General features: G+C 38.6%; 16 protein-coding genes. 8 read left to right on the forward strand and 8 right to left on the reverse strand.

Features of this window, described 5'->3' with window-relative positions:
- Positions 1 to 28: 28 nt before the first annotated feature.
- The 4 genes from HQN86_RS11675 to HQN86_RS11690 all read right to left on the reverse strand — a co-directional run bounded on the left by HQN86_RS11675 (position 29) and on the right by HQN86_RS11690 (position 6,984).
- The gene (locus HQN86_RS11675) at positions 29 to 1,585 is read right to left on the reverse strand and encodes a SusD/RagB family nutrient-binding outer membrane lipoprotein (RefSeq protein WP_172661166.1); all 1,557 of its coding nucleotides are present in this window, start codon (positions 1,583 to 1,585) and stop codon (positions 29 to 31) included.
- A gap of 38 nt (positions 1,586 to 1,623) precedes the next feature.
- Complete coding sequence (locus tag HQN86_RS11680; protein ID WP_172661167.1) at positions 1,624 to 4,995, reverse strand: SusC/RagA family TonB-linked outer membrane protein; 3,372 nt, start codon at positions 4,993 to 4,995, stop codon at positions 1,624 to 1,626.
- A gap of 189 nt (positions 4,996 to 5,184) precedes the next feature.
- Positions 5,185 to 6,318, reverse strand: coding sequence for a FecR family protein (locus tag HQN86_RS11685; RefSeq protein ID WP_172661168.1), 1,134 nt, complete (start codon positions 6,316 to 6,318; stop codon positions 5,185 to 5,187).
- A gap of 72 nt (positions 6,319 to 6,390) precedes the next feature.
- Complete coding sequence (locus HQN86_RS11690; RefSeq protein ID WP_172661169.1) at positions 6,391 to 6,984, reverse strand: RNA polymerase sigma factor; 594 nt, start codon at positions 6,982 to 6,984, stop codon at positions 6,391 to 6,393.
- 358 nt (positions 6,985 to 7,342) lie between these two features.
- On the opposite strand from HQN86_RS11690, the gene HQN86_RS11695 reads away from it, so the two are divergent.
- The 5 genes from HQN86_RS11695 (at position 7,343) to HQN86_RS11715 (ending at position 14,344) form a co-directional block, all read left to right on the forward strand.
- A complete protein-coding gene (locus HQN86_RS11695) occupies positions 7,343 to 7,957 on the forward strand; it encodes a TetR/AcrR family transcriptional regulator (RefSeq protein ID WP_172661170.1) in 615 nt (204 codons plus the stop codon).
- A gap of 129 nt (positions 7,958 to 8,086) precedes the next feature.
- Positions 8,087 to 9,439 (forward strand): TolC family protein, encoded by a 1,353-nt coding sequence (locus tag HQN86_RS11700; RefSeq protein ID WP_172661171.1) that lies wholly within the window; start codon positions 8,087 to 8,089, stop codon positions 9,437 to 9,439.
- Between the two features lie 21 nt (positions 9,440 to 9,460).
- A complete protein-coding gene (locus HQN86_RS11705; RefSeq protein ID WP_216854390.1) occupies positions 9,461 to 10,495 on the forward strand; it encodes an efflux RND transporter periplasmic adaptor subunit in 1,035 nt (344 codons plus the stop codon).
- Positions 10,496 to 10,511: 16 nt separating this feature from the next.
- Positions 10,512 to 13,571: an efflux RND transporter permease subunit gene (locus HQN86_RS11710; RefSeq protein ID WP_172661172.1), complete on the forward strand. Its 3,060-nt coding sequence runs from the start codon at positions 10,512 to 10,514 to the stop codon at positions 13,569 to 13,571.
- A 101-nt stretch (positions 13,572 to 13,672) separates the two neighbouring features.
- The gene (locus tag HQN86_RS11715) at positions 13,673 to 14,344 is read left to right on the forward strand and encodes a hypothetical protein (RefSeq protein ID WP_172661173.1); all 672 of its coding nucleotides are present in this window, start codon (positions 13,673 to 13,675) and stop codon (positions 14,342 to 14,344) included.
- Between the two features lie 78 nt (positions 14,345 to 14,422).
- Here HQN86_RS11715 and HQN86_RS11720 read toward each other — a convergent pair whose 3' ends face one another.
- Positions 14,423 to 15,874, reverse strand: coding sequence for an APC family permease (locus HQN86_RS11720; RefSeq protein WP_172661174.1), 1,452 nt, complete (start codon positions 15,872 to 15,874; stop codon positions 14,423 to 14,425).
- Between the two features lie 465 nt (positions 15,875 to 16,339).
- On the opposite strand from HQN86_RS11720, the gene HQN86_RS11725 reads away from it, so the two are divergent.
- From HQN86_RS11725 to HQN86_RS11735, 3 genes are all read left to right on the forward strand, one after another.
- Positions 16,340 to 18,706, forward strand: a complete 2,367-nt coding sequence (locus HQN86_RS11725; protein WP_172661175.1) for a sodium-translocating pyrophosphatase — start codon at positions 16,340 to 16,342, stop codon at positions 18,704 to 18,706.
- 132 nt (positions 18,707 to 18,838) lie between these two features.
- Positions 18,839 to 20,536, forward strand: coding sequence for an amino acid permease (locus tag HQN86_RS11730; RefSeq protein WP_172661176.1), 1,698 nt, complete (start codon positions 18,839 to 18,841; stop codon positions 20,534 to 20,536).
- 89 nt (positions 20,537 to 20,625) lie between these two features.
- Entirely contained in the window at positions 20,626 to 21,195 is a 570-nt protein-coding gene (locus HQN86_RS11735; protein ID WP_048907221.1) for a MarC family protein, read from the forward strand.
- Between the two features lie 159 nt (positions 21,196 to 21,354).
- On the opposite strand, the gene HQN86_RS11740 is transcribed toward HQN86_RS11735, so the two are convergent.
- The 3 genes from HQN86_RS11740 to guaA are packed head-to-tail and all read right to left on the reverse strand — an operon-like array spanning position 21,355 to position 25,233.
- Entirely contained in the window at positions 21,355 to 22,518 is a 1,164-nt protein-coding gene (locus HQN86_RS11740; RefSeq protein ID WP_172661177.1) for an RsmB/NOP family class I SAM-dependent RNA methyltransferase, read from the reverse strand.
- Positions 22,515 to 23,747, reverse strand: coding sequence for an ABC transporter substrate-binding protein (locus tag HQN86_RS11745; protein ID WP_172661178.1), 1,233 nt, complete (start codon positions 23,745 to 23,747; stop codon positions 22,515 to 22,517). The genes HQN86_RS11740 and HQN86_RS11745 overlap by 4 nt, the downstream gene beginning before the upstream one ends.
- Complete coding sequence (guaA, locus tag HQN86_RS11750) at positions 23,704 to 25,233, reverse strand: glutamine-hydrolyzing GMP synthase (protein WP_172661179.1); 1,530 nt, start codon at positions 25,231 to 25,233, stop codon at positions 23,704 to 23,706. Before guaA ends, HQN86_RS11745 begins: the two co-directional genes overlap by 44 nt.
- Position 25,234: the final 1 nt, after the last annotated feature.

The raw sequence follows: 25,234 nt of genomic DNA on the forward strand, positions 1-25,234 counted from the left end.
TTACATGATTATAAATATAAGATAATTACTACTTTAACAACCACATTTGCTGATTTGTATTATCATTACCTCCGTATTGAGATTGAACAGCTGCATCAAGGTTGTCTGAATTATAACTCAACTCATTAGATGGATATAACCAGCGTAACGGAAAGTTTGTAGATGGTGTATTTAAATTTGTTGTACTGTTTAAAGTAAATACAGGATATCCGGTTCTCCGGTTTTCGAACCAGGATTGATATTTACCTCCCTGTAAGAAATTGGCCAGATATTTTTGCGTGATGATCTGCTTAATCTGCTCCTCAGTTGACCCTGCAAGCGCAACTCCTGGCTTAGCCGGGAAGGCAAGTATATAAGCTGCATCCATTTTCATGTTGTGGTGATAATCGGCCAGATCAGGTGTATTTATTGCAACTGCGTTCATAGAATTTGTAATACCATCAGCGTAATAAACCTGTGCTGCTGTTCCTGTAATCCATCCGCGTACAGCAGCCTCTGCAAGCGCAAATTGCATATCCCAGCAACTAAATACACTAACCGGCTCAGCATTTACCAGTTGCACATAACGATTATTAAGGTCGGCATAATCTTTACCTACTCTTCTTGTTTGCAAGGCTGAAAAGGCATCAGAAGGTTCTACACCCGGATAAGCGTTATAATCAGACTGCGACACCCCTGCAGTAATTTTAACCGACGAAGGCTTAGCATAGTAAAACAACCTCCTGTCGTCGGTAGCTTTTAAAGGGGCTAGCAAAGTGTTTGTGAGCATGGTATAGTTCGATTTCACAAATGAGTTACCAGAACCAGCCGGCACATCAGACCATGGGTAATTCTGACCAGCAGTATTGTTATAAGCAAGTGCAAAATTATCTCTGTAATCGCGCATCAGCGGACGGTTTGCAACAATATCTTTGAAACGGTCAATAACCTTAAGATCTGCATCTGCTGTTTTTTTATAAAGATTAATTAGCACATGCAGCTCAAAACTATTGGTAAGCCTTCTCCACTTGTCGACGTTACCGGCATAGATAGGGTCACCTTCAAAGTTTGCACCTGTTGCAAACAACTGGTTTGCCTGATCAAGCTCATTCAGAATTCCCATAAAAACTGCTTTTTGAGTATCATATTTAGGCTGCAGCACATTAGTTTCTCCTTTTACGGCTTCTGCATAGGGGATATCTCCTACCTGCATTGTAGCCATAAAGAATTGCCATGCACGGATAAAATGTCCTAATCCCTGATATGATTTTTTAAGTGCATCGCTTGTAGCATAGTTTTCCATTGATGGAATATTCCGCAATAATGTAATGCGATCAAAATCGGTACGTCCGAGTCTGTTGTATTGAAAGCCTTCTTGACCCTCTCCCCAGGTTAGGTATTTGCCCAATAAAAAGGGCTGCATAAATCCTTTTGTAGAGCTGATGTCGCCACGGGTTACGTTCAGAATCATACCTGTTGCCAGCATGGCCGAATTTACCTGGGTTGTTTCATTTGGATTGGTATTGATGTCTTCAAACTTTTTACAACCGTTTGTTAGCGTTGCCAGTAAAGGCAAAATCAACATATATTTTATAATTCTTTTCATCTTGATTTAAGTTATTTATAAACGTAAAAGCTGCCTTACTAGAATCCTACTTTAAGATTGAAACCAATCATTCGTGATGAAGGAGAGTTCAGGTTTTCAGTATCTATATCCGGATCTGAAAATTTAAAGTCGGTTAACAGCAGTAAATTCTGACCTGTAACTGAAAATGATGCGCTCCGGGCACCGATTTTATTAGCCAGCTTTGCAGGGAAATTATACCCGAGTGAAACTTCACGAAGTTTGATGAAGGTTTCTTTTTGAATACCCATATCACCCCCTCTAAAAGATTGTGCAAAATCCTGATAACCTACTTGTACGTCGTTTGCTGCGTATTGTCTGGTATCGCTGGTAATGTTTCCATATTTGTCAAACTGCACTTCTCCAGACACTACTTTAACACCTTTACCTACATAGTTATTCAAACCGTTTACTACCTGGTCATAGCGATACTGGTTATCGGTTTCTGGGTTAGTACCGGTATCCCACATTTTATCGTATAGGTAGTTGTACATTAACCCTCCAATACGTCCGTCTATATTTACACCCAGATTCCAGTTTTTGTAGCGGAAATTATTAATAAAACCAATGCTAAAATCGGGATCTCCATAACCATATTTTTTATCATAATCGCTTTCAACAGGAAAGCCGTTGTTAAAAATTACGTTTCCACTTGGATCCCTCAACCAATATGAGCTGAGATAAGTATCTAACCTTTGACCTTTTTTAACCCATGGATTATCAGCTGACAAAACAGGATCAAGGTTAACATAATAGCGGTGCTGATTAGACCAGTTAACGGTAGTTTTCCACTCAAAGTCTTCATTTTTTACCACAGAACCGTCAACAGAAATTTCAAGACCTCTTCTGGCATATGTTTCTGCAGTGTTTACCAATATGGTAGCAAAGCCAGATGACCCTGGAATATCAGTATTTACCTGTCTGTTGTAATAGTACTTATCATAATATGCAACATCGAAATGTAGTCGTTTACCCAGTAAGTAGCCTGCTGCACCAACTTCCCAGGTGCGCTGTGTACTTGGCAGTAAATGCTCTCCGATCAGCTTTGATGGATAACTGGCAGAATTAAGTGTATTCCATGCTGAGGTAGTAGTGGAGAAAGTTTTATTAATTGCAAAAGGATCAAATGCGTTTTTAAAGAGTGTCCATGATCCACGTAGTTTAAACATATCAATCACAGTCGGCATTTTTACCAGCTCAGATACTACCACACTTGAGCCCAAAGATGGATAAAAGAAAGATCGCGATGATTCTGGCTGAGCTGAATTCCAGTCGTTCCTGCCCGTAGCATCAAAGAACACTGCATCGTTCCAGCTTACAGATGCCCGGCCGTAAAGACTGTTAATTTGCTGAGACCAATTTCTTCCAGGGGTAATTGTTACCGGCTCAACTGAACCTTTCAGAGAAAAATACCTAGGAGAAATTAATCCATTTTTAGTGGTAGCGGTAAAGCCATCATCTTTAAAATAATAAAGTGTACCACCGGCTAACCCCTCAAATGCCCATTTGCTAACTTTCTTATTAAAAGTAAGGATCAAATCGTTATTGGTAGAGAAACCTCTTGAATCACTTGTTTCATACATTCCTCTTGCATTCCATCCCCCACGTGTAGAGAAAATATTAGCTGTAGGGTTTTGTTTGGTATTTGTATTATTATAGTTATCATAACCTGAACGCAGCATCAGGTTAAAATCATTGTTGAACTTATAATTGGCAGTGACATTTGCATTTACTTTATTTTTGACCTCACCGTTAAGCTTTTCGTAAGCAATTAAGTATGGGTTATCATACCAATTGGTATACATCCAGTTCTGTGTTTTGTTAGGAACTACCCAGTAGTCTTTATAATCACGGATATCGTACTCTGTACCCGTCCACATGATAAGCTGGTATAAATACCCCTGATTTCCATATCCGCTACCCCACATTTGAGGCGTAGAACCACGACTAACACCAAAACGTCCCTCTACCCTAAAATGATCATTAACTATGATCTCACCACCAGAAGTAAGGTTCAGGAGATTAAGTTTCTGATTTGGAAACTGGCCTTTCTGGAAAATATGGTTTACCCCAATCCTGAAACTTCCATTCTCATTACTCTGTGCCAAAGAAATGTTATTACTGGCTATAATACCGGTATTCATAAAATTCTTCAGGTTATCCTTTCCTACCGATACTAAGGGGCGTCCATCTTCAAATTGTTTGGTTTCCGGGTTCCAATCTCTGGCTGTATTTCCTGCATCCAGTTTTGGACCCCAAACATAATCGTTATCAATTTCACCATTTTGACCACGACCGTATGAACTTTGTACTTTCGGAATTGCCAGATAACCCAATTGAAACATAGTGTTACTATTTACATCAATTGAGAACCCCTTGGCTGCTGCTCCTTTTTTAGTAGTGATCATCAAAACACCACCTTTAGCACGTGAGCCATATAAAGCAGAAGCAGTCGATCCCTTTAACACATCCATACTTTCGATGTCATCGGTAGGCACATCACGTAAAGTCATGTTTGCATAAGGGACCCCATCAATAATTAACAATGCATCTTCACCTCTCAACTCTACTGTAGGTCTTGCATTAAATTCCGTAGAATTCTTAATTACCAAACCTGAAACCCGACCGGTTAAGGAAGTACCCAAGTCCACTCCTTTTACAGTTTGCAGTTCTTTTCCCCCAACTCTTTGCACAGCATAACCTAAAGCCTTTTCCTGTCTTTTAACCCCAAGGGCCGTTACAATCACTTCAGAAAGGCCCTGTAATTCGGCTTCAAGTACAATATTTATACTGGTAACACCTGCCTTTACCAATACCTCTTTGGATTGATAGCCCAGATATTTTACCACCAATACATCTCCTTCTTTCGCATCTATCGAAAATTCACCGGAGATATTTGCAGAAGTTCCTTTTGAAGTTCCTTTAATCATAACAGTTGCTCCTGATAGCGGATTGCCTTCTGTATCTGAAATTTTCCCCTTAATGTTTATTTGCGCCTCGGCAGTAACAATAACCGATGCTGTTGAAATGGAATTTCTCTTAATTACAATGGTTTTGTTTATGATTTTATATGAAAACGGCCTGTTTTTAAATATCTGGTCCAGCGCTGTTTCCACACTTACATTCTTCAGCTCGATGCTGATTCGGCCTTCCTGTTTTATGAGTTTATTGTTATAAAAGAAGGTATAGCCACTTTGCTCTTTTATACTTTCGAACACATTATTTAGCGTAGTGTTTCTTTCGGAAAGTGTAATACTTTGCGAAAATCCCGTTGCGGAGACTTGAAGGCAACCTATGAAGATTAATAGTACAATTAGTTTCATTGCCAATAAATTCCTGGATGAGAATAACCACCTGAAAACAGATGCTTTCCTACATTGATTTAAATTCATACTTTTGAATGTTTGGTTAATTCATTAATTATTTAACAAGGTATTTTTTGAGATCGACCGGAACTTTGTTCCATTTCTAACTTAAGAAGTGGATCTATCCGGATCCTGTTGCAACCAGGGTCCGGTATTTTCTTCTCAGTTACACGGGTTAGGTATTTATTTTTCCATACAATACTGGTTTTAAGTTGTTTATTTAGTTACAATTAGTTTTTTTCCTTCAATTTTAAAGTGGACACCTCCAAATTCTAATATCTTAAGCACTTCTGATAATTTTACGTTGCGCGGGATATCGCCCATAAACTCATCATCAGTATGGTTTATCTCATATAATACATCTACATCATACCATCGCGATAGCTGACGCAACACAGATTGCAGGTCATCACCCTCGAAATGAAAATACCCCTTTTGCCATGCCATTACCTGATCAATATTGGCTTTACTGATTTTCAGGCTCATATCCTGATGTTCAACATTGGCCTGCTCTCCGGGTCTCAGGAAACGTGAAACTTTTTTATTCCTCCCGTTCAGTAATGATACTTTTACTGAACCCTCAAGCAAGGTTGTTTTGATGCTTGTTTCATCATCATAAGAATTAATATTAAAATGGGTTCCAAAAACTTCAACTTCCTGTTTATCTGTTATCACAATAAAAGGAAGCTTCTTATTCTTAAATACTTCGAAATAAGCTTCTCCGGTTAGTTCTACCCTTCGATAGGTCGCATTAGCAAAACTTGTTGGAAATTTTACGGAGGAGGCAGCATTTAGCCAAACTCTTGTACCATCAGGCAAATTCACTTGATATTGACCGCCCCTGGGTGTACTGATGGTATTATATGCCATCTCTTTTTTCCTGGATTCTATAACAGTATATACCAATTGCCCACTGGCATTTTTTGTTATTGCTACTCCAGCTTGTTTAGCAATCTGGCCGTTAACTGCATCTGTTAGCGAAATTTCAGTACCATCAGCTAAAGTAAGTATAGCCTTATTTCCACCGGGTTCCGCATCTTGTTTTGTGTAAACAGCGCGCAGATTAGCATTATTAAGATTGTGATTAACATAAGAATATAAGCCTATAGATAACGTAACCAATACAACAACCGCAGCAGTTAGTTTGAGCCACAACGGCTTTATTTTAATTTGCTTGTGGTGGTCCTCGTCAGCCTCAGAAATTCCACCTTCCTCATCCATCGCTCCCAAAAGATGTTCATCCAGTTTCCCATCTTTGGTTAACTGTACAAACAATTCCAACTCATCATCAGAGAGTTGTTTATTAATATATCGACTAACAAGTATTCTGTAAAATTCTTTATCTTCCATAGTGAGGGCCTTTCAAATACTAAGACAATATTTGAAGCGCCGAGGGTAGCTGGAAAAATTATTTTTTTGAACTTATTTTAACAGGATAACCAAAAGTACTCCTAAAGAGATACCCAGGTCCCTTTCAACAGAAGTCCTGAGAATTTTCATAGAAGCTACCATATGATTCTTTACGGCATTTCGGGAAATACCCAATGCCGTTGCTACCTCCTCGTAACTTTTGCCCTGCTCTCTGCATAGTTTAAAAACTTCTCTGCTTCGGGGAGATAATACCGCTAATGCTTTTTGAAGGTAGTCGTAATATTCTTTATTCAAAAGCTCGTCTTCAGTGGAGTTCCTTTCTTCAACAAAACTATTGACTATCTCTGACATAGCAACTTCAGAACGGAAGGCTTTTTTAAGGCTATTTAAGGTATGATTCCTGGCAACGATATGTAAATAGGCCTTTAGCGATTGGATATCTGCTAATTTTGATCTGCATTGCCAGATCTTTATAAATATTTCTTGTGTAAGATCTTCTGAAAGATCCGCAGAGTGAACAAATTTTTTAACAAAACCTAAAATTCCGGCACTGTACCTCTCATAGAATTCCGCAAAGGCGTACTCATCCCCAGAGACTAATTTGGCCCTGAGGTCTTGATCAGAAAGCATAGAATATGTGGTCATGGTTTGGCTTACGATACTAATTTACTAAAAATAAATTAATGTTACACAAATGTTACGGAATTAAAAAACCTTCATATTTTACTAGAAATAGATTTTTTGTCTGCTAAAACCATCAGGTAACGTCCTGAGAAGTAATTATTTAAAATTTATTTTCAAATAAAGAAACTTTTTGACAATATCATACGTTATAGTAGTGGTTTGTTTGGTTTAGGTTGATCTGTGGTGGATCAACCATCTTAAAACAGGGATAGCTTTATTGCTCATCCCTGTTCCTATTTTAAGACATACCATAATATTTTCTCTTTTTTTGCATTTACTGAACAGTGTTTATTATATTTGCATCAGTTAGCATTTTAGTATGTCAATAAAAGATAGAAAAGAAAGAGATAAGCTGGACAGGAGAAAGTTGATTATTGAATCGGCTACCAAACTCTTTTTGGAACAGGGTTATGAAAAAACTTCTATCCGCAACATTGCCGACGATATAGAATACAGTCCGGCAACAATCTATCTTTATTTCAAAGAGAAAGATGAAATCTTTTACGTAATCCACGAACAGGGATTCGATCTGTTAAACAAAGAATTTATAAACCATAACCAGATAACTGATCCATTTGAAAGGCTGGCTGAGCTAGGAAAAATATACCTGAATTTTGCGCTGACAAATCCGGACTATTATGATCTTATGTTCATCATGAGGGCCCCTTTAAGTGAAATTAAATGCCATAGCAAGTGGGAAGCCGGAGAGAATAGCTTCCAATACCTGCTTAATACGGTTACAGAATGCCTGGATAAAAAGCTTATTGTTGATGGTGACCCCCTTATCGTTTCAATGTCTATATGGTCCTATGTTCATGGCCTTATTTCCTTATTTATAAGAGAGCGGCTGCAGTCGGTAAATATTGAAGGTGAACAAAATCCTAATCTTTTAGCCCAATCATTAGACTATTTTCTAAAAACACTTAAAGTGTAAAAAAAATTTACCTTAACATAAACAGTGTTTAGTAAATAACCAACGATTATTATTTTTCAAAAACAATGTAACAAATCAAAAAATATCAATTCTAATAAACAGTGTTCATTTTATAAACAACGATACGTCATGAATAGAAAAACAGCCTTAAAATCGTTAATACTATTAATCCTGGGGTGCTGGCTTCCCTTTAGTGTCTTCTCTCAAAGTCCTCTTCAGGGTTATATAGACGAGGCCCTCAAAAATAATCTTGGGATACAAAAACAAGATTTCGCTTTACAGCGAAGTCTTTACGCCCTAAAAGAAGCAAAGGGACTATTCCTTCCAGATGTAGAACTAAACACCTCCTACCTGACATCAGGAGGTGGACGCAAAATTGAAATCCCAATTGGCGACCTCCTAAATCCTGTGTACAGCACCTTAAACAGCTTAACAGGTTCGGGTAAATTCCCTCAGGTAGATAATGTGAGTCAGACTTTCAATCCGAACAATTATTACGATGCCAAAGTACATACCACCTTGCCTCTGTATAATGCGGAAATTATTTACAACAGCCGCATCAAAAAAGAACAGATCACTATGCAGCAGATAGAACTAAGGCTGTATAAACGCGAGCTGATAAAGCAGGTTAAACTTGCGTATTATGGATACGAACAATCGCTGCAGGCCATAAAAATTTTTGAAAACGGGATTGCATTGGCAAAAGAAAACCTGCGGATAAATCAATCAATGGTTAAAAATGGAAAAGCGATAAGAACAGTGGTGGCCCGTTCAGAAAATGAGCTTACAGGGCTTGAAACTCAACTTGAAAATGCCAGAACTGAGTCTCTGAACGCTGCCGCGTATTTCAATTTTCTACTCAATAAGCCGCTCAACAGTACCATTGAAATTAGTGAAAACGAGAATACGATTGTTGGATCAGATTCATCTTCTCATTCCGGAAAAAGAGAAGAACTTACCGCGCTGGAATCTTTAAATCAAATAAATACCCTCTCTGTAAAATTAACCAGGGTAGCAGTACTTCCAAAGCTATCCACATTTGTTGATGTAGGTGCTCAGGGTGATTTTTTAAAAGTAAACAAAGATGCGCCCTATTATCTTTTCGGAGTAACACTATCATGGCAAATATTTAATGGCAACAGAAATAAAAACAAAACTCAGCAGGCGCTTTTAGATTTAAAGTCCACCGAAACACAAACAGAACAGGCCTCGCAGCAACTGGAACTTGAGGTTATTACAGCTCAAAACAAACTGAACGCGGCGCTACAGGCTTTTAAAGCCTCAGTTAGCCAGTCGTCGTTATCTCTTCAATATTATAAAGACGAGCAACGTCTTTATAAAGAGGGTCAGGCGCTTTACCTGGAGTTATTGGATGCACAGACAAGATTGATAAATGATCAGCTAAAACAAAGTATTGCCTATCTGAATATGCTAACCAGAACAACCGAACTGGAAAGAGCAAAAGCAAGCTATATTCTTTAATCACCTTTAATTTAAAACAAAATGAAACATATAAATACACTCCCGATCTTCATATTTCTTGGCATTGCCGTAATTGGTTGCAGTGAACCAAAACCGGCACAAAAAACCGATAACTCAATTCCGGTAAAGGTAATTTCCTCAAATGCCCTTAATGAAAATGAACCGGTGGAAACTTCTGGTTTACTATCGTCAGAACAACAGAGTAATCTTTCTTTTAAAACCAGTGGAATCATAAACCGCATCCTTGTTAAGGAAGGTGATCATGTAAGCAATGGGCAAGTACTTGCCTCGCTAAACATGACAGAGGTAAATGCTCAGCTTAACCAGGCCGAAGAGGGATTTAATAAAGCAAAGCGGGATGCCCAAAGGACTGCCAATTTATTTAAGGACAGTGTTAGTACCAGGGAGCAATTGGAAAATACGCAAACGGCTTTGGCAATTGCCAAAAAAAGTTTGGACATAGCGCGGTTCAACGCTGTTCAATCGACCATAAGGGCAAATACAACTGGCGTTGTTCTTAAAAAACTCGCAAATGAAGGAGAACAGGTAGCCGGAGGAACCCCCATACTTTACATAGGTGGCGTTTCAAATAAAGATTGGATAGTTAAATGTGGTATTACCGATAAAGACAGATCAAGAATTAACGGAAAGGAGAAAGTTGAGTTAAACTTTGATGTCTTTCCTCAAACATTAACAGGAGTAGTAAAGTCCCTTGCCCAGGGCAGTGATGAAAGTTCCGGTTTATATCAGGCCGAAATAAGGCTCAATCCTACCGATGCCAAATTGATCTCAGGACTCTTTGCCAAAGTAAAGATCTATCCTTTTGGCAAAACAGACCTTTTGTCTGTTCCGGTAGATGCTTTAGTGGAAGGCAAAAACGACAGTGCTTACGTATTTACTTCTGTGAACAACAGAGCTGTAAAGAAAGCGGTGAAGGTTGCCTACTTAAAAGGCGACAAGGCATTTATCTCCTCTGGTTTATTAGCCACTGATCAGATAATAAGAGAAGGATCAGCCTATCTTACTAATGGTTCTTCAATTAAAATAATCAGATAGCCTAAATTATTTCAAAATGAAATTACCTGAATTTGCAGTAAAAAATTATCAGTTCACACTGATTGTTTTCGTGGCGGTGCTAGCTCTGGGAATATATTCCTTGTTCACCATGCCAAGAAGTGAAGATCCTGAAACCCATCCTCCGCAATTTACGGTAGTTGTAGTATATCCGGGAACTAATCCTAAGGATATGGAGCAACTGGTTGTTGACCCAATGGAAAAAAAGATCCACGAACTTGACGATATAAAACACATAACCACAGATATAAGCGATGGTCTTGCAGTTATGCAAATAATATATAAATATAGCTCTAACCCCGATGATAAGTATCAGGAGGTGGTGAGAGAAATTAACAGCTTAAGAAGTGAGCTACCTTCTGATATAGCAGATATACGGATCAACAAACAGATTCCATCGGATGTTAGTGTGTATCAGTTTGCTTTAGTGAGTGAAAACACCTCCAATGCCACGCTTAAAAAATATTCAAAAGAGCTAAAGGAACGACTCGAAAAAATACAGGCATTAAAAAGAGTTACCTACGCCGGCGTTCCTGAACATCAGGTAAATGTAAGGCTTAACATTCAAAAAATAGCTCAGGAAAAACTTACCCAGAATAATGTTATTGCTGCATTACAAAGTGAGAATGTTAACATTCCAGGTGGTAACATCAGTATGGGAAACAGAAAGCTTAATATTAAAACCAGCGGTAATTTTTCGAGCATAGATGAGGTTAAGAATACGGTAATCTTTAGTGCCCAGGGAAAAGTAGTTTACCTGAAAGACATAGCCGATGTTTCATTAGGCTATGAAGATGAAACACATATTACCCGCTTGAACGGCTACAGAAGCAGTTTTATAAATGCCAGCTTAAAAGATGGAGAGAACATTATATCTGTGCAGGAAAAAGTTGTCCCCTTATTAGCAGCATTTAAAAAGGATTTACCACCGGGTATTGACCTTGTAAAGGTTTTTGATCAGGCTAAAAGCGTAGATGTAAGGCTTTCGCATTTTACCAGAGATTTTGGTATCGCAATTTTATTGGTGTTGGTTACCTTACTGCCTCTGGGTACAAGGGCATCGGTTGTTGTGATGATCTCGATCCCGTTATCTCTTGCCATCGGGCTTACCCTGATGAATGCATTGGGTTATAACATCAATCAGCTAAGCATTGTAGGTATGATTGTAGCGCTGGGTATTCTGGTTGATGATAGTATTGTAGTGGTTGAAAATATTGAACGGTATCTGCGTATGGGCTACAGCAGAATAGAGGCTTCTATAAAGGCTACTTCTCAAATCGGCATTGCCGTTGTTGGCTGTACCATACTGCTTATATTTGCCTTTTTACCAATCGTTTTCTTACCCGAAGGAGCCGGGGATTTTATTAGAAGTTTACCGCTTTCTGTAATCACTACAATTTTTGCTTCTATGTTGGTATCGCTAACAGTAGTCCCTTTTTTAGCAAGCATCATTTTGAAACCGCACATGAGTGAGGAGGGAAATTTTCTGCTCAGGGCAATGAAAAAAGGAATTCATACAACTTATGGAGCGGTACTTAACAAAGCGCTGAAGAGACCATTAGTTACACTTATCATTATCGGAGGGATCTTTATTGCCTCACTTGGATTAGTTCCGGTTATAGGAAGCAGCCTGTTTCCAAAATCTGAGAAACCTATGTTTCTGGTGGATATAGAAACCCCGGAGGGAACCAATATAAATACCACAAATAAAGTAACAAGGTATGTGGAATCTGTATTGAAAAAAGTACCTGAAATAAGTTCATTTTCCAGTAATGTTGGTAAAGGAAATCCAAGAATCTATTACAATGTGATCCCACATAATGAAAGCGAAAATTATGCACAGATCTTTGTCCAGGTAGAGGGACTGGAAACCCGCGAAAAAGTTGCGGTAATTGAAAGGGTAAGAAAAGAGCTGAATGGTTACCCTGGTGCAAACATTAAGGTTAAAGATTTTGAACAGGGACCACCAGTTGATGCCCCCCTTGCCTACCGCATTTATGCCGATGATCTTAACGGCCTGCGCAAAACAGCATTCGATATTGCCTCGCTGATCAGTAAAGTAGATGGCACTATTTACGTAAACAATCCTTTACTGGTAAAACCTACAGACCTTAAGGTTACAATAAATAAAGAAAAGGCGGCTTTGCTGGGTGTTGCTTCTGCGGATATTGACCGTACAGTTCGATTGGGATCTGCCGGACTGAATGTAGCAACGTACAGGGAAGACTCGGGAAAAGCAGACAATTATAATGTGAATGTTTCTATTCCAAGAAATAACGATATTCAGGATATCAGTATGTTCGACAGGCTATATGTTCCGTCTTCCTCTGGGGTAAATATCCCTCTGAAAAACGTGGCATCTATTGGTTTCGAGAGTTCGCCAAACCAGATCAGACATTATGATAAAGACAGATATGTAACCATTTCTGCATTTGTAAAACCAGGCTATAACGTGCAGCGCCTGGATGAGGAGATCACTGAAAAACTGAACAAATTTAAATTCCCTGAAGGCTTCTCTTTTAAAGTTGCAGGCGAGAAAGAGAGTAAAGAAGAAAGCTTTGGTAATCTTGGTCTTATCCTTATTGTTACTGTTTTTGGTTTTCTGGGGGTGTTGATACTTGAGTTCAAAACCTTTAAAAGTATACTGATTGTATTGTCGGTTATTCCACTTGGAATAGTTGGAGGATTGATCATGCTGTTCTTTGCAGGTGAAACGCTTTCCTTTACAGCCACAATAGGTTTTATTGCATTAGTAGGTATAGAAGTGAAAAACTCTCTGTTGGTTGTAGATTTTACAAATCAATTAAGGGCGCAGGGAAAAAGCATTGAGGAAGCGATTATTGAAGCCGGGGAAATTAGATTTGTACCCATACTTTTGACCTCGTTAACAGCCATTGGCGGATTGCTGCCACTTGTAATTGAATATAGTGAATTGTATTCTCCACTTGCTTTGGTGCTTATTGGTGGTTTAATTAGCTCGACATTATTATCAAGACTAGTAACACCGGTGATGTATAAACTTTTACCACCAAAAATTGCAGTTGACCAAACAATATAAGAAACAGTAAACCCTTAAAAAAATACCCATTAATGGGTATTTTTTTAAGGGTTTTATAGGGTTTAATTTGTGGCGGATAATCTTCACAAATTAACTTTATTATGAAATTAAAATCTTTATTAACAGCCTCACTGTTTTTAATTGCACCTTTTGCAATTAAAGCTCAAACCGTCCAAATCTCAGCTTCAGAAGCTGATGCAAAAATTGTTGTAGACGGACAAATTTTAGGTACAGGTAATGCAAAGATCAAAGTCCCAAAAAACTCTTGCGTAAATGTAAAAGTTCAGAAAGCCGGGTTCTTAAAGTATGAGCAAACTTTCTGCAATAAGAAGGGAATGGCCGAGCCACCAAAGAAGCAGTTTTTTGACATGAAGAAGGATGATGCCGAGGAAGCTTCAATAAAAACGGACCAGGCCAACATCGATTTCTCTATTGAAATCAATAAAAAACAAGATGTGGCAGAGGTGTGGAAACGCGCAAATCAAATTGTGACTGATTACTTTGATGCAATTGAAGTTGCCGACAAAGAAACATCTTATTTAAGAACTTCATGGAGCATTCAAAGTTTCCAGCAAAACACTATCAGAACGCGTTTAATTATTAAGCTATCTAAAAGCGAACCGCTTACTTATAAGGTTAAACTTGTAAGTGAATTTTCTGGTGCTCCTTTAACAAGCGTAAAAGCCGATGAACAGTTTCATGATTGGGATCGGGTATTGAGAAAATACCAAAATGTTATTTCTGACTTCACCACACGTTTAGGAAACCAGTAGTTTAATACGCTCGGTAACGCTATCGTTTGCCTCGTCATCTCCTTTGGTTAATCAAAGGAGATGACGATTACCTTTTTATTACTCGGTTGCTTCAACTTTTTTAGTCAGATAATAAACTGGTATCCCTATCAGCATAATTAACACACCCCATCCGCAAGTGTCTGTCTTGTAGATTAAAAGTGCAACACTAAGTGCTGATGCTACTATGATGTATAACATTGGCAGAACCGGATAACCAAAAGCCCGGTATGGACGCTCTGCATCAGGCATTTTTCTTCTTAAAATGAATATCCCATAGATAGTAAGGATATAGAATATCAAAACAATAATCACTACAAAATCCAGAAGAGCACCATATCTACCCGTTAAACACAACGCAGAAGCCCATGCTCCTTGTACCCATAAAGCCCAGCCCGGTACATCTGCTTTATTTAAAGTGGCCGCCTTTTTAAAGAACAACCCATCCTTTGCCATTGTGTAGTATACCCTGGCCCCCGCCATAATCAAACCATTATTACAGGCAAACGTAGAGATCATAATCATTACAGCAATAATTATGGTACCCGCTTGTCCAAAAATATACTGTGCCGCAACTACTGCTACCCTATCAGATTTTGCAGTGGTAATCTGGTCGAGAGGCAATACTGCAACATACATCAGATTAGCAAGAATATAAATTATGCTTACAATTAGCGTTCCCAGGAACAAGCTTAGACCAACATTGCGCTGAGGATTTTTAATCTCTCCGGCAATGAAGGTAACCCCTGCCCATGCATCACTTGAAAACAATGAACCAACCATTGCTGCCGAAATTCCCGATAGTAATAAGCTTCCACTAATAGGCGCCCAGGTCATTGTTTCTAAACTAAAAGAACGTGTTTCCCAGGCATTGGCCCAGTTTGCATCCCAGACCTCAGCTTTCGCTGCAAGGGTAAATCCGAAAATGATTAAACCAAAAAGTGATAGGATTTTTATAATCGTTAAAACAGTTTGCAGAATTTTACTATCCTTAACACCACGGCTATTTACAAAGGTCAGAAAAACGATGGTGACAATAGAAACCAACTGAGCCGCGCTGATTGCGTAATGCTCCGGAATACCTTTGTCGCTAACTCCTGTTTGAATTTGCCATAGGATATTATTTTCACTAAAAGGTTCATAAAGGTAGGCGGCAAACTTAGAAAACGCGACCCCTACGGCCGCAATAGTCCCTGTTTGTATTACGGCAAACAGACTCCAGCCATATAAAAATGCAATCAGTTTATTATAAGCCTCTTTTAAATAAACGTATTGTCCTCCTGCTTTTGGGAACATTGCGCTCAACTCACCGTAACTAACTGCGGCAATAATGGTAATTATTGCGGTAACCACCCAAATGAGAATAAGCCAACCGGCAGAACCGACTTGTCGGGCTATATCAGCACTTACAATGAATATCCCCGACCCAATCATTGAGCCGACTACGAGCATGGTACCATCTAACAGTCCTAGTTCTCTTTTAAAAGAACCGTCTTGATTTTCTTTATCCATATGGTTTGTTTGGTTGGTTTTAGCATAAATCCAATACAAGAGCTTTATAAGTTATGTATCAACTGCCCTGCTAATATATTAAAAATACAGAACGTTCGTACATTCTTCACACCTCGTTCACACCAAACCCACAAACAGGTACTTTTTTGTGAAGAATGTATGTAGAATGTGCGAATTATGTGAGGACTTCGTCTTTCTGACTAATAAACCCGATTAAAAGCAACCAATGGCATAAATTCCCGGTTCATAAAAAAGGTTAGTAATCAATTCATTAAAAATTTGGTAATTTCAGAAACACGCTTATTTTTGTAAAGCCCGGTCTTGCCAATTAAATGACTTAAGTGCTTTAAGGTAATGGCGAAAAAGGGCAGTCTGCCAGCTACAAACAATTGGCTTTGGCCTTTTTTGGAGGCAGCTAAAGTCGACAACTAACAACCAAAAATAAACTAAACAAGAGATCAAAGTATGGAGTTTTTACAGAACAATTTAATCTATTTTATTCCCGCATTGGGTTTAATTGGCATCATTGTGATGGCTATTAAAAGTGCATGGGTAAACAAACAGGATGCAGGGGATAAAAACATGCAGGAACTGGCCGGCTATATTGCTGATGGTGCAATGGCCTTTTTAAAAGCTGAATGGAAAGTACTTAGCATTTTTGTTGTGTTTACGGCTGCATTACTTGCCTATTCAGGAACGGTACATGAAGTTAACGGCGTACAATTACACTCCAGCTGGATCATATCTATTGCCTTTATTATTGGAGCTGTGTTTTCTGCTACCGCAGGATACATTGGAATGAAAGCAGCAACAAAAGCGAATGTTCGTACTACTCAGGCTGCAAGAACAAGTTTAAAACAAGCGCTAAAGGTTTCTTTTACCGGCGGTACGGTAATGGGATTGGGTGTAGCAGGTTTAGCTATTTTAGGTTTAGGCGGTTTATTTATTGTTTTCCTAAACGTTTTTAATGTTGTTCAACCAAACAGCGCAGAAATGAAAACAGCGATAGAGGTACTAACCGGATTTTCATTAGGAGCCGAATCTATTGCGCTTTTTGCGCGTGTGGGAGGTGGTATTTACACCAAAGCTGCCGATGTAGGCGCCGACTTAGTTGGTAAAGTTGAAGCTGGAATTCCTGAAGATGATGTGCGTAACCCGGCAACCATTGCAGATAACGTTGGCGACAATGTTGGTGATGTGGCCGGTATGGGAGCGGATTTATTTGGTTCTTATGTGGCAACTATTCTTGCTACAATGGTATTAGGACAGGAAATTGTTGCGACAGATAATTTTGGAGGTATGTCTCCGATACTATTACCTATGGTGATCTGCGGATTGGGTATCTTGTTTTCGATAATAGGCACCTGGTTTGTGCGCATCAAAGGTGAAGATTCTAATGTACAAACAGCGTTAAACCTGGGCAACTGGGGATCAATTGTAATTACTGCCATTGCATCTTATTTCATTGTGATGTGGATGCTGCCTTCAAACCTGCATTTGCGCGGCGTTGATTTTACCAGTATTGACGTATTTTTTGCGATCATAGTAGGATTGGTTGTAGGTACCTTAATGAGTATTATAACTGAATATTATACGGCAATGGGGAAAGGCCCTGTTAATTCAATTATCCAGCAATCTGGCACAGGTCATGCTACAAACATTATTGGGGGGTTATCGGTAGGTATGAAATCTACTGTTGCTCCTATCCTGGTTTTAGCAGGAGGCATCATTTTCTCTTATGCTTTTGCAGGATTATACGGTGTAGCAATTGCCGCTGCAGGTATGATGGCTACTACAGCAATGCAGTTGGCAATTGATGCATTCGGCCCTATTGCTGATAATGCTGGTGGTATTGCTGAAATGAGTCAATTACCTCCTGAAGTACGTGAACGTACTGACAATCTGGACGCCGTTGGGAACACAACTGCAGCTACCGGTAAAGGATTTGCAATTGCTTCGGCAGCATTAACCTCACTTGCTTTATTTGCGGCATTTGTTGGTGTAGCGGGTATATCTGCTATCGACATCTATAAAGCTCCTGTTTTGGCCGGGCTATTTGTAGGTGCGATGATTCCTTTTATATTTTCTGCATTATGTATTGCAGCGGTTGGCAAAGCAGCAATGGATATGGTACAGGAAGTTCGTCGCCAGTTCCGCGAAATTCCAGGAATTATGGAATATAAAGCAAAGCCGGAATACGAAAAATGTGTTGCCATTTCGACTAAGGCCTCGATTCGCGAAATGATGTTGCCAGGTGCTATTGCACTTTTAGTTCCAATTATAGTGGGTTTTGGTTTCAAAGGTGTTTTCCCATCGGTAAGTTCTGCTGAAATATTAGGTGGTCTATTAGCAGGTGTTACCGTATCCGGAGTACTTATGGGAATTTTCCAGAGTAATGCGGGTGGTGCATGGGACAACGCTAAAAAATCATTTGAAAAGGGTGTTGAGATCAATGGCGAGATGCATTACAAAAAATCTGAGCCTCATAAAGCATCTGTTACAGGTGATACGGTTGGCGATCCTTTTAAAGATACTTCCGGACCGTCAATGAACATCCTTATTAAACTAATGTCGATTGTCTCTTTGGTTATTGCCCCATATATAGCTGTTAGTCCAGGCGAGAATACCGCCTCAAAAAAAGAAATCACGAATTCGATTCAGGTTTCCGCTAAAATGTCGGCATTAACACAAGAAATAGCTAAAAACGTAAAATATTTACTTGAGGAAAGACCTAAAAATACTCAATTCGCTCAAAACAAAGTGAGCAACACACTAAAAGTGGAGGGGAAACAGTCAAGAAGATCGATTGACAACATTAAAGCTCAACCTTAAACTTCATTAGGATAAAAATAAAAGGGATTTCGTAAAAGAATCCCTTTTATTTTTAGATATATTTTATTTAGGTTTGGCACTTATAATATAAACTAGACGAGTTATAGATACACTTTAACTAAACTTTAAACTATGAATTTTAGAAAGTCAATTGACTTACTTACACAAGAAGCTGCTGAAAGTGGTGAAGGAACCCTGAAACGGACCCTTGGCCCCGTCAATTTGGTGGCTTTGGGTATTGGTGCAATTATTGGAGCCGGACTGTTTTCCATAACCGGATCTGCTGCCGCCAATAACGCAGGACCAGCCATTACCATCTCATTTGTTATTGCAGCTTTGGGTTGCGCTTTTGCAGGCTTATGTTATGCCGAATTTGCTTCAATGATCCCGGTAGCAGGTAGTGCTTATACTTATTCGTATGCTACAATGGGTGAATTTATAGCCTGGATAATTGGCTGGGATTTGGTATTGGAATATGCTTTAGGTGCCGCAACGGTATCCATTAGCTGGAGTAGGTATCTGGTCAAGTTTCTGGCGTATTACGATGTCCATCTACCCGCGCAGGTAACCATGTCGCCTTTTGAAACGGCAACCCTTTTAGATGGCACCGTAGTTTCTGGTATGTTTAACTTACCTGCTGTATTTATTATCGTCTTAATGTCCTTTGTTTTGATCAGAGGCACCAGCGAATCTGCATTTATTAATGGGCTCATTGTAGCTATTAAGGTTGTAATTGTATTCATTTTTATCCTTTTAGGATGGAAATATATTAACGCCGACAACTATTCACCTTATTTTATTCCTGCTGACAAACCAGGTCACGAAAGTATGTTTACACACGGATGGGGGGGCGTAATACGAGCGGCCGGAATTGTTTTCTTTGCCTATATAGGTTTTGATGCCGTTTCTACAGCTGCCCAGGAGGCAAAAAATCCTAAGAAAGATATGCCCATCGGTATCCTTGTTTCTTTGTTTATTTGTACAATTCTATATATTCTTTTTGCACACGTAATGACCGGGGTAGCTAATTTTGACATGTTTAAAGGTCAGGATGGTATTGCTCCTGTTGCTGTTGCAATTGACAATATGGGTGTAAAAAATGCAGCAGGTGTTGTTGTTCCATCTTATCCGTGGTTAAATAAGTTGATTATTCTTGCCATTCTGGGTGGTTATGCTTCAGTTATCCTAGTGATGCTATTGGGCCAATCGAGGGTATTCTTCTCGATGAGTAAAGATGGTTTATTACCAAAGGTGTTCTCGAAAGTTCACCCTAAATATAGTACACCTGCAAAAAGCAACTTATTATTTATGTTTTTTGTAAGCTTATTCGCAGCATTTGTTCCGGCCACTGTAGTGGGCGAAATGACAAGCATAGGTACTCTTTTGGCATTTATTCTTGTTTGCATCGGAATAGTTATCTTAAGAAATAGAATGCCTGATTTGCCTCGTGCATTTAAAGTGCCTTTGGTACCGCTTATTCCAATATTGGGTGTAGCGGTTTGCTTAGGTATGATGGTGTTCCTGCCTCTTGATACATGGGTTCGTTTATTGGTATGGATGATTATTGGTATTAACGTGTACCTGTTCTATGGTATGAAAAACAGTTTATTATCTGATAACTTACAAGCTACATTAGCAAAAAGCACTAAAACTGTGTCTTATGTAGGTTTTGGCCTTGCTATTTTGTTGATCATAGTGGCGTTAATTCACCACAATATTACTGACGGCAAAGACACAGGCTTATACTACTTCTCCTTAGTGTTTGCTGTTGCGCATATCATTTTATACTTATACCGGGCTTCAACATCTAATCGGGTTCAGGCAAAGTAATCAAGCATAATTAGCAATAAAAAAGCCGCTCAGTTTGAGTGGCTTTTTTATTGCTAATTAATTTACCTTTGTAGCATAAATTAACTGCTATGGAATTCAATTTTCGACAAATTCTATCTACTTCAATGGTACTATTCGCTATCATTGATATTCTGGGAGCTATACCTGTAGTAATTGAGCTTAGAAAGAAAGCCGGACATATTCAATCTGAAAAGGCAGCTATAGTTGCAACCGTACTTATGGTTATCTTTTTGTTTGCCGGCGAGACCTTGTTAAAGGTTATCGGACTGGATGTTGAATCATTTGCCATTGCGGGCTCATTTGTGATCTTCTTTATTGCCATGGAAATGGTACTTGGTCTAACCATATTTAAAGAAGGTGATGCGCCTGAAACGGTATCAATTGTGCCTCTTGCATTTCCATTAATAGCAGGTGCTGGAACCATGACCACTTTACTTTCGTTAAAAACTGAATATGCAACTCAAAACATCATTATTGGAATCATCATCAATATGCTATTCGTTTATTTTGTATTAAAGAATACAGAGCGTTTAGAGAAGCTTTTTGGCAAATCCGGCTTAAATGTTTTAAGAAAAGCTTTTGGAATTATCCTTCTTGCTATTGCTATCAAATTATTCAGAAACAATACTGGCTTGTAACAAAACCATCTTTTGATCGTCTAAAATAAAAAAGGCTATGAACAGCTTCGAGCAATTCACGTTGATTATTGGTGTGCTGGCCATATTGTTTGAGACCATAAGTCACATTAAGAGTAAAATTAAGCAGTGGTTTGGTACCCATGGGCACTAAAAGAGTGACTATTTTTTAATAAAGCGAGCAATAAACATGGTATCTGCTTTATCCTTATAGCCCTTAATCACTTCCATTTTTTCGAGTTGTAGGGGTAGGTTTTCGACTATCCATGCTACAACATCTTCATTTTCCTGTTTAAATACAGAACAGGTAATGTATACCAATGGCTTCTCTGTTTTCAGATATTTAACAACATTACCTGCGATTGCTGTTTGAAGTTTCGAAAAATAACTGATTTTATGAGCGTCAAAATAATAAAGCATTTCAGGAGTACGACCCCAGGTACCCGACCCTGAACAAGGTGCATCCAGAATAATTCCGTCAAATTCATAATGATGCAGATCCTGATCGTTATTCTGAAGCAGATCTAACACTTTTTTCTGATACTTTTTTAATCCCGCTTCACGGAAACGCTCCTCCAGATTGTTTAAGCTGTTTTCTCTTACGTCGCTAACCAATAACTGTACACTAGGCTCAAGATCGTGCAGAAGCAGGGATTTGCCTCCTGAGGCGGCACAACAATCCCACCAATAGTCCCAGGTCTGAGGTTCAAAAAAATCTCCTGTTTTCTGTGATGATAAATCCTGTACCTGATAATACTGTTGTGAGGGTACAATTTTTTCCAGTTTGGTTCCATTTGGCAAGGCCAAAGTAGTTTTACTTATCTCTTCAACTGCTATTTCTGCCTCTTTTAGCGTTTTAATAAGTTGGTTTATATAGCTCGGTTTAACTCGCAAAAATAAATCCGGCTGTATAAAAAATGACTCATAAAAGTCTTGCTTTTCAATATCTTCACTCAGGTTTTCATTGAATATGAATACCTCAGAAAGTTTAAAGGAAGGGTACTGATCTGTTATTAAAGCTATTTTTTCTTGAACGGAAAGATTGATCTGCTCTTTAAACTGAGGCAACTTAGTTTCAATTACCAGACTTAGTGTTTGATTGCAAAGGAAGTCGGAAATAGCCAAACGAAGTATCGTATCTTCTTTTAGGAGTGCCTTACCTAATCTGAAAAAACTATAAATATATCTGGTAGCCCAACGCCGGTCGGACGAGCCCATTTGTTTATGCTGCTTAAAATAAGTAAACAAGAAACGATGTAGCGGCTGTGTGCCGTCATAACTTTTAAATACCTGTTCAAATGCCCTGATCTGGTGTTCTACCCTCATTCAATAAGATTTAAAGAAAAATCCTGGTAACGTAACAACATTAAACTGGTATTAATATAACCTAATTTTTCATCATGGTAGAATGAAAAGTTATTATGCAGCCCTTTATATTTTTCCTCTGTAATGTATTTCAGATAATCTTTTCCATGTTTGGAAATAAGCTGAGCAAAATAAAAGCCGATATCGAATCCCTTAAACGAATATTCACCGGGTTCAAAGCTATACGCAGCTCTATATTTCTTAATAAATGAGATCACATGATTATTCTTATAATCGACCTTATAAGACGACGTTACAGCAGTATTTAGCGCCTGAAGCTTGTCTATATTATAATTTTGTTTTATCCAGTCAGGGTGACCATACAAATCTATATCCAGACCAGCATTTTTTAATTTTACTAGCTTATCAATTGTTGGTATTACAAACTTTCTATCCGGGGAAGTTACAATAATGACATATTTCTTATTCTTGATCAGGTTCAGCTCCATAGTAAAAACAGAAGCAAATTCCTGAAAAGTGAACTTTTTCTTGCTGCTTTCAAAATATGCTTTTACAGGTGCTGACAGTAATTTACTGCCTGCATCTTTTGAATCTATCAGTACTAAAACTGTGTTTTCTGGATTGTAATGTTTAGTAATATAAAACCCTAATTTTTCGACGTGTAAATCTATATTATTTACAATAGAGATCAGATTTGGGTTATTAAATTCCTCTGGATGTGTAGCCGCGAGCGGATTAACAACGGGAATGCCTTGCGCTACAGAGTAATCTTTAATGTATTTTAATCCTGCGGGGTAAACCGGCCCAACAATTAAATTACTGTTGCTTAATCCTCCGTTTTTAATTAATCCTTCAATTTGACTGTTATTGTCGCGGGAATCATAAACATTTAATTTAAAACTGAGTCCTTGTTCTGCTGCCGAATCTATACCAAGCTTAAATCCCTGATAAAAATCGATTGCCATAGCTGATTTTTCGACTTCAGCTTTGGTGGCCGTTTTAAGTCTTAAATCATTTAATCTGAACGGAACCAGCAGAGAAATATCAGCCTGCGTAAATTTAGACGCAGGCTTTTCTTTTTTCTCTTCTACCTTTTTAGGAACATCGGGCTTTTTAGTAGTGGTCTTTTGAATTTTAGGTGAACATGCAGCTAAAAAAAGTCCAATAAAAGCTATTACCCAATATTTACTCCCACTCAATTGTAGCTGGTGGTTTTGAGCTGATATCATATACGACGCGATTAATTCCTTTTACTTTGTTAATTATTTCGTTAGAAATTTTTGCGAGTACGTTATATGGCAGATGGCACCAATCGGCAGTCATACCATCAACAGATTCAACTGCACGAAGGCAAATTACGTTTTCGTAAGTACGCTCATCGCCCATTACACCAACAGATTGAACCGGAAGGAAAATGGCTCCCGCCTGCCAAACTTTATCGTAAAGGCCGGCTTCCTTTAAGTTATCAATATAGATAGCATCTGCTTCTTGTAGAATGGCAACTTTCTCTGCAGTTACTTCACCAAGAATTCTGATAGCCAATCCCGGACCAGGGAAAGGGTGACGCCCAATAATAAAGTGTTCAAGTCCTAATGATCTGCCCACTCTTCTTACCTCGTCCTTAAACAATGTATTAAGAGGTTCTACAACCTTTAACTTCATGAAATCAGGTAATCCACCAACATTATGGTGTGATTTGATAGTTGCTGATGGTCCTTTAACAGACACAGATTCAATAACATCTGGGTAAATGGTTCCTTGTGCTAACCATTTCACATCCTGAACTTCATGTGCTTCATCATCAAATACCTCTATGAATACGCGTCCAATTGCCTTGCGCTTTAATTCTGGGTCTTTAACTTTTGCAAGCTGGCTAAGGAAACGTTCTTTAGCATCAACTCCCTTTATGTTTAAACCAAGGTGTTTGTACTGTTCTAAAACTGATTCGTACTCTCCTTTGCGTAACAAACCATTATCTACAAAGATGCAGTGTAGGTTTTTACCAATTGCTTTATGCAATAAGATTGCTGCAACACTTGAATCAACACCACCTGAAAGGGCAAGAACAACTTTATCGTTACCTAATTTAGCCTGAAGCTCAGCAATGGTGGTTTCAACAAATGCATCTGGAGTCCACTCCTGTTTACATCCGCAGATGTCTACAAGAAAGTTTTCTAACAATTGTTTACCATCAGTACTGTGTGTTACTTCTGGATGAAACTGGATTGCATAGGTTTCTGAATCTTTAACCTGATAAGCGGCAACTTTTACACTATCTGTACTGGCTATAAGTTCTGCATTTGCAGGCATTGCTGTAATGGTATCACCATGTGACATCCACACTTGTGAACCTGCACTAATATTTTTAAATAACTTATTATTATCTGCTACAAAGTTTAGGTTGGCTCTGCCGTATTCGCGTGTTGATGAAGCCTTAACCTCTCCACCTGTGTGCTGGGCAATATACTGAGCACCGTAACAAACTGCTAAAACAGGATAATGTTTATGGAATTTTTCAAGATCTATTTGAGGTGCGTCTTCCTGACGAACTGAATATGGACTACCTGAAAATATGATGCCTTTAACGTCAGATGAGATTTCAGGAATATGATTGAAGGGATGAATTTCGCAATAAACATTTAACTCGCGTACCCTACGGGCAATTAATTGTGTGTATTGGGAACCAAAATCGAGAATTATGATTTTTTCTAGCATG

The sequence above is a fragment of the Pedobacter panaciterrae genome (assembly GCF_013204795.1).
Classification (GTDB): Bacteria; Bacteroidota; Bacteroidia; order Sphingobacteriales; family Sphingobacteriaceae; genus Pedobacter; species Pedobacter panaciterrae.

Excerpts from the sequence above, each read along its gene's own strand:
- HQN86_RS11675 (WP_172661166.1), bottom strand. The coding sequence starts at position 1,585 with ATGAAAAGAATTATAAAATATATGTTGATTTTGCCTTTACTGGCAACG.
- HQN86_RS11680 (WP_172661167.1), bottom strand. The coding sequence starts at position 4,995 with ATGAATTTAAATCAATGTAGGAAAGCATCTGTTTTCAGGTGGTTATTC.
- HQN86_RS11685 (WP_172661168.1), bottom strand. The coding sequence starts at position 6,318 with ATGGAAGATAAAGAATTTTACAGAATACTTGTTAGTCGATATATTAAT.
- HQN86_RS11690 (WP_172661169.1), bottom strand. The coding sequence starts at position 6,984 with ATGACCACATATTCTATGCTTTCTGATCAAGACCTCAGGGCCAAATTA.
- HQN86_RS11695 (WP_172661170.1), top strand. The coding sequence starts at position 7,343 with ATGTCAATAAAAGATAGAAAAGAAAGAGATAAGCTGGACAGGAGAAAG.
- HQN86_RS11700 (WP_172661171.1), top strand. The coding sequence starts at position 8,087 with ATGAATAGAAAAACAGCCTTAAAATCGTTAATACTATTAATCCTGGGG.
- HQN86_RS11705 (WP_216854390.1), top strand. The coding sequence starts at position 9,461 with ATGAAACATATAAATACACTCCCGATCTTCATATTTCTTGGCATTGCC.
- HQN86_RS11710 (WP_172661172.1), top strand. The coding sequence starts at position 10,512 with ATGAAATTACCTGAATTTGCAGTAAAAAATTATCAGTTCACACTGATT.
- HQN86_RS11715 (WP_172661173.1), top strand. The coding sequence starts at position 13,673 with ATGAAATTAAAATCTTTATTAACAGCCTCACTGTTTTTAATTGCACCT.
- HQN86_RS11720 (WP_172661174.1), bottom strand. The coding sequence starts at position 15,874 with ATGGATAAAGAAAATCAAGACGGTTCTTTTAAAAGAGAACTAGGACTG.
- HQN86_RS11725 (WP_172661175.1), top strand. The coding sequence starts at position 16,340 with ATGGAGTTTTTACAGAACAATTTAATCTATTTTATTCCCGCATTGGGT.
- HQN86_RS11730 (WP_172661176.1), top strand. The coding sequence starts at position 18,839 with ATGAATTTTAGAAAGTCAATTGACTTACTTACACAAGAAGCTGCTGAA.
- HQN86_RS11735 (WP_048907221.1), top strand. The coding sequence starts at position 20,626 with ATGGAATTCAATTTTCGACAAATTCTATCTACTTCAATGGTACTATTC.
- HQN86_RS11740 (WP_172661177.1), bottom strand. The coding sequence starts at position 22,518 with ATGAGGGTAGAACACCAGATCAGGGCATTTGAACAGGTATTTAAAAGT.
- HQN86_RS11745 (WP_172661178.1), bottom strand. The coding sequence starts at position 23,747 with ATGATATCAGCTCAAAACCACCAGCTACAATTGAGTGGGAGTAAATAT.
- guaA (WP_172661179.1), bottom strand. The coding sequence starts at position 25,233 with ATGCTAGAAAAAATCATAATTCTCGATTTTGGTTCCCAATACACACAA.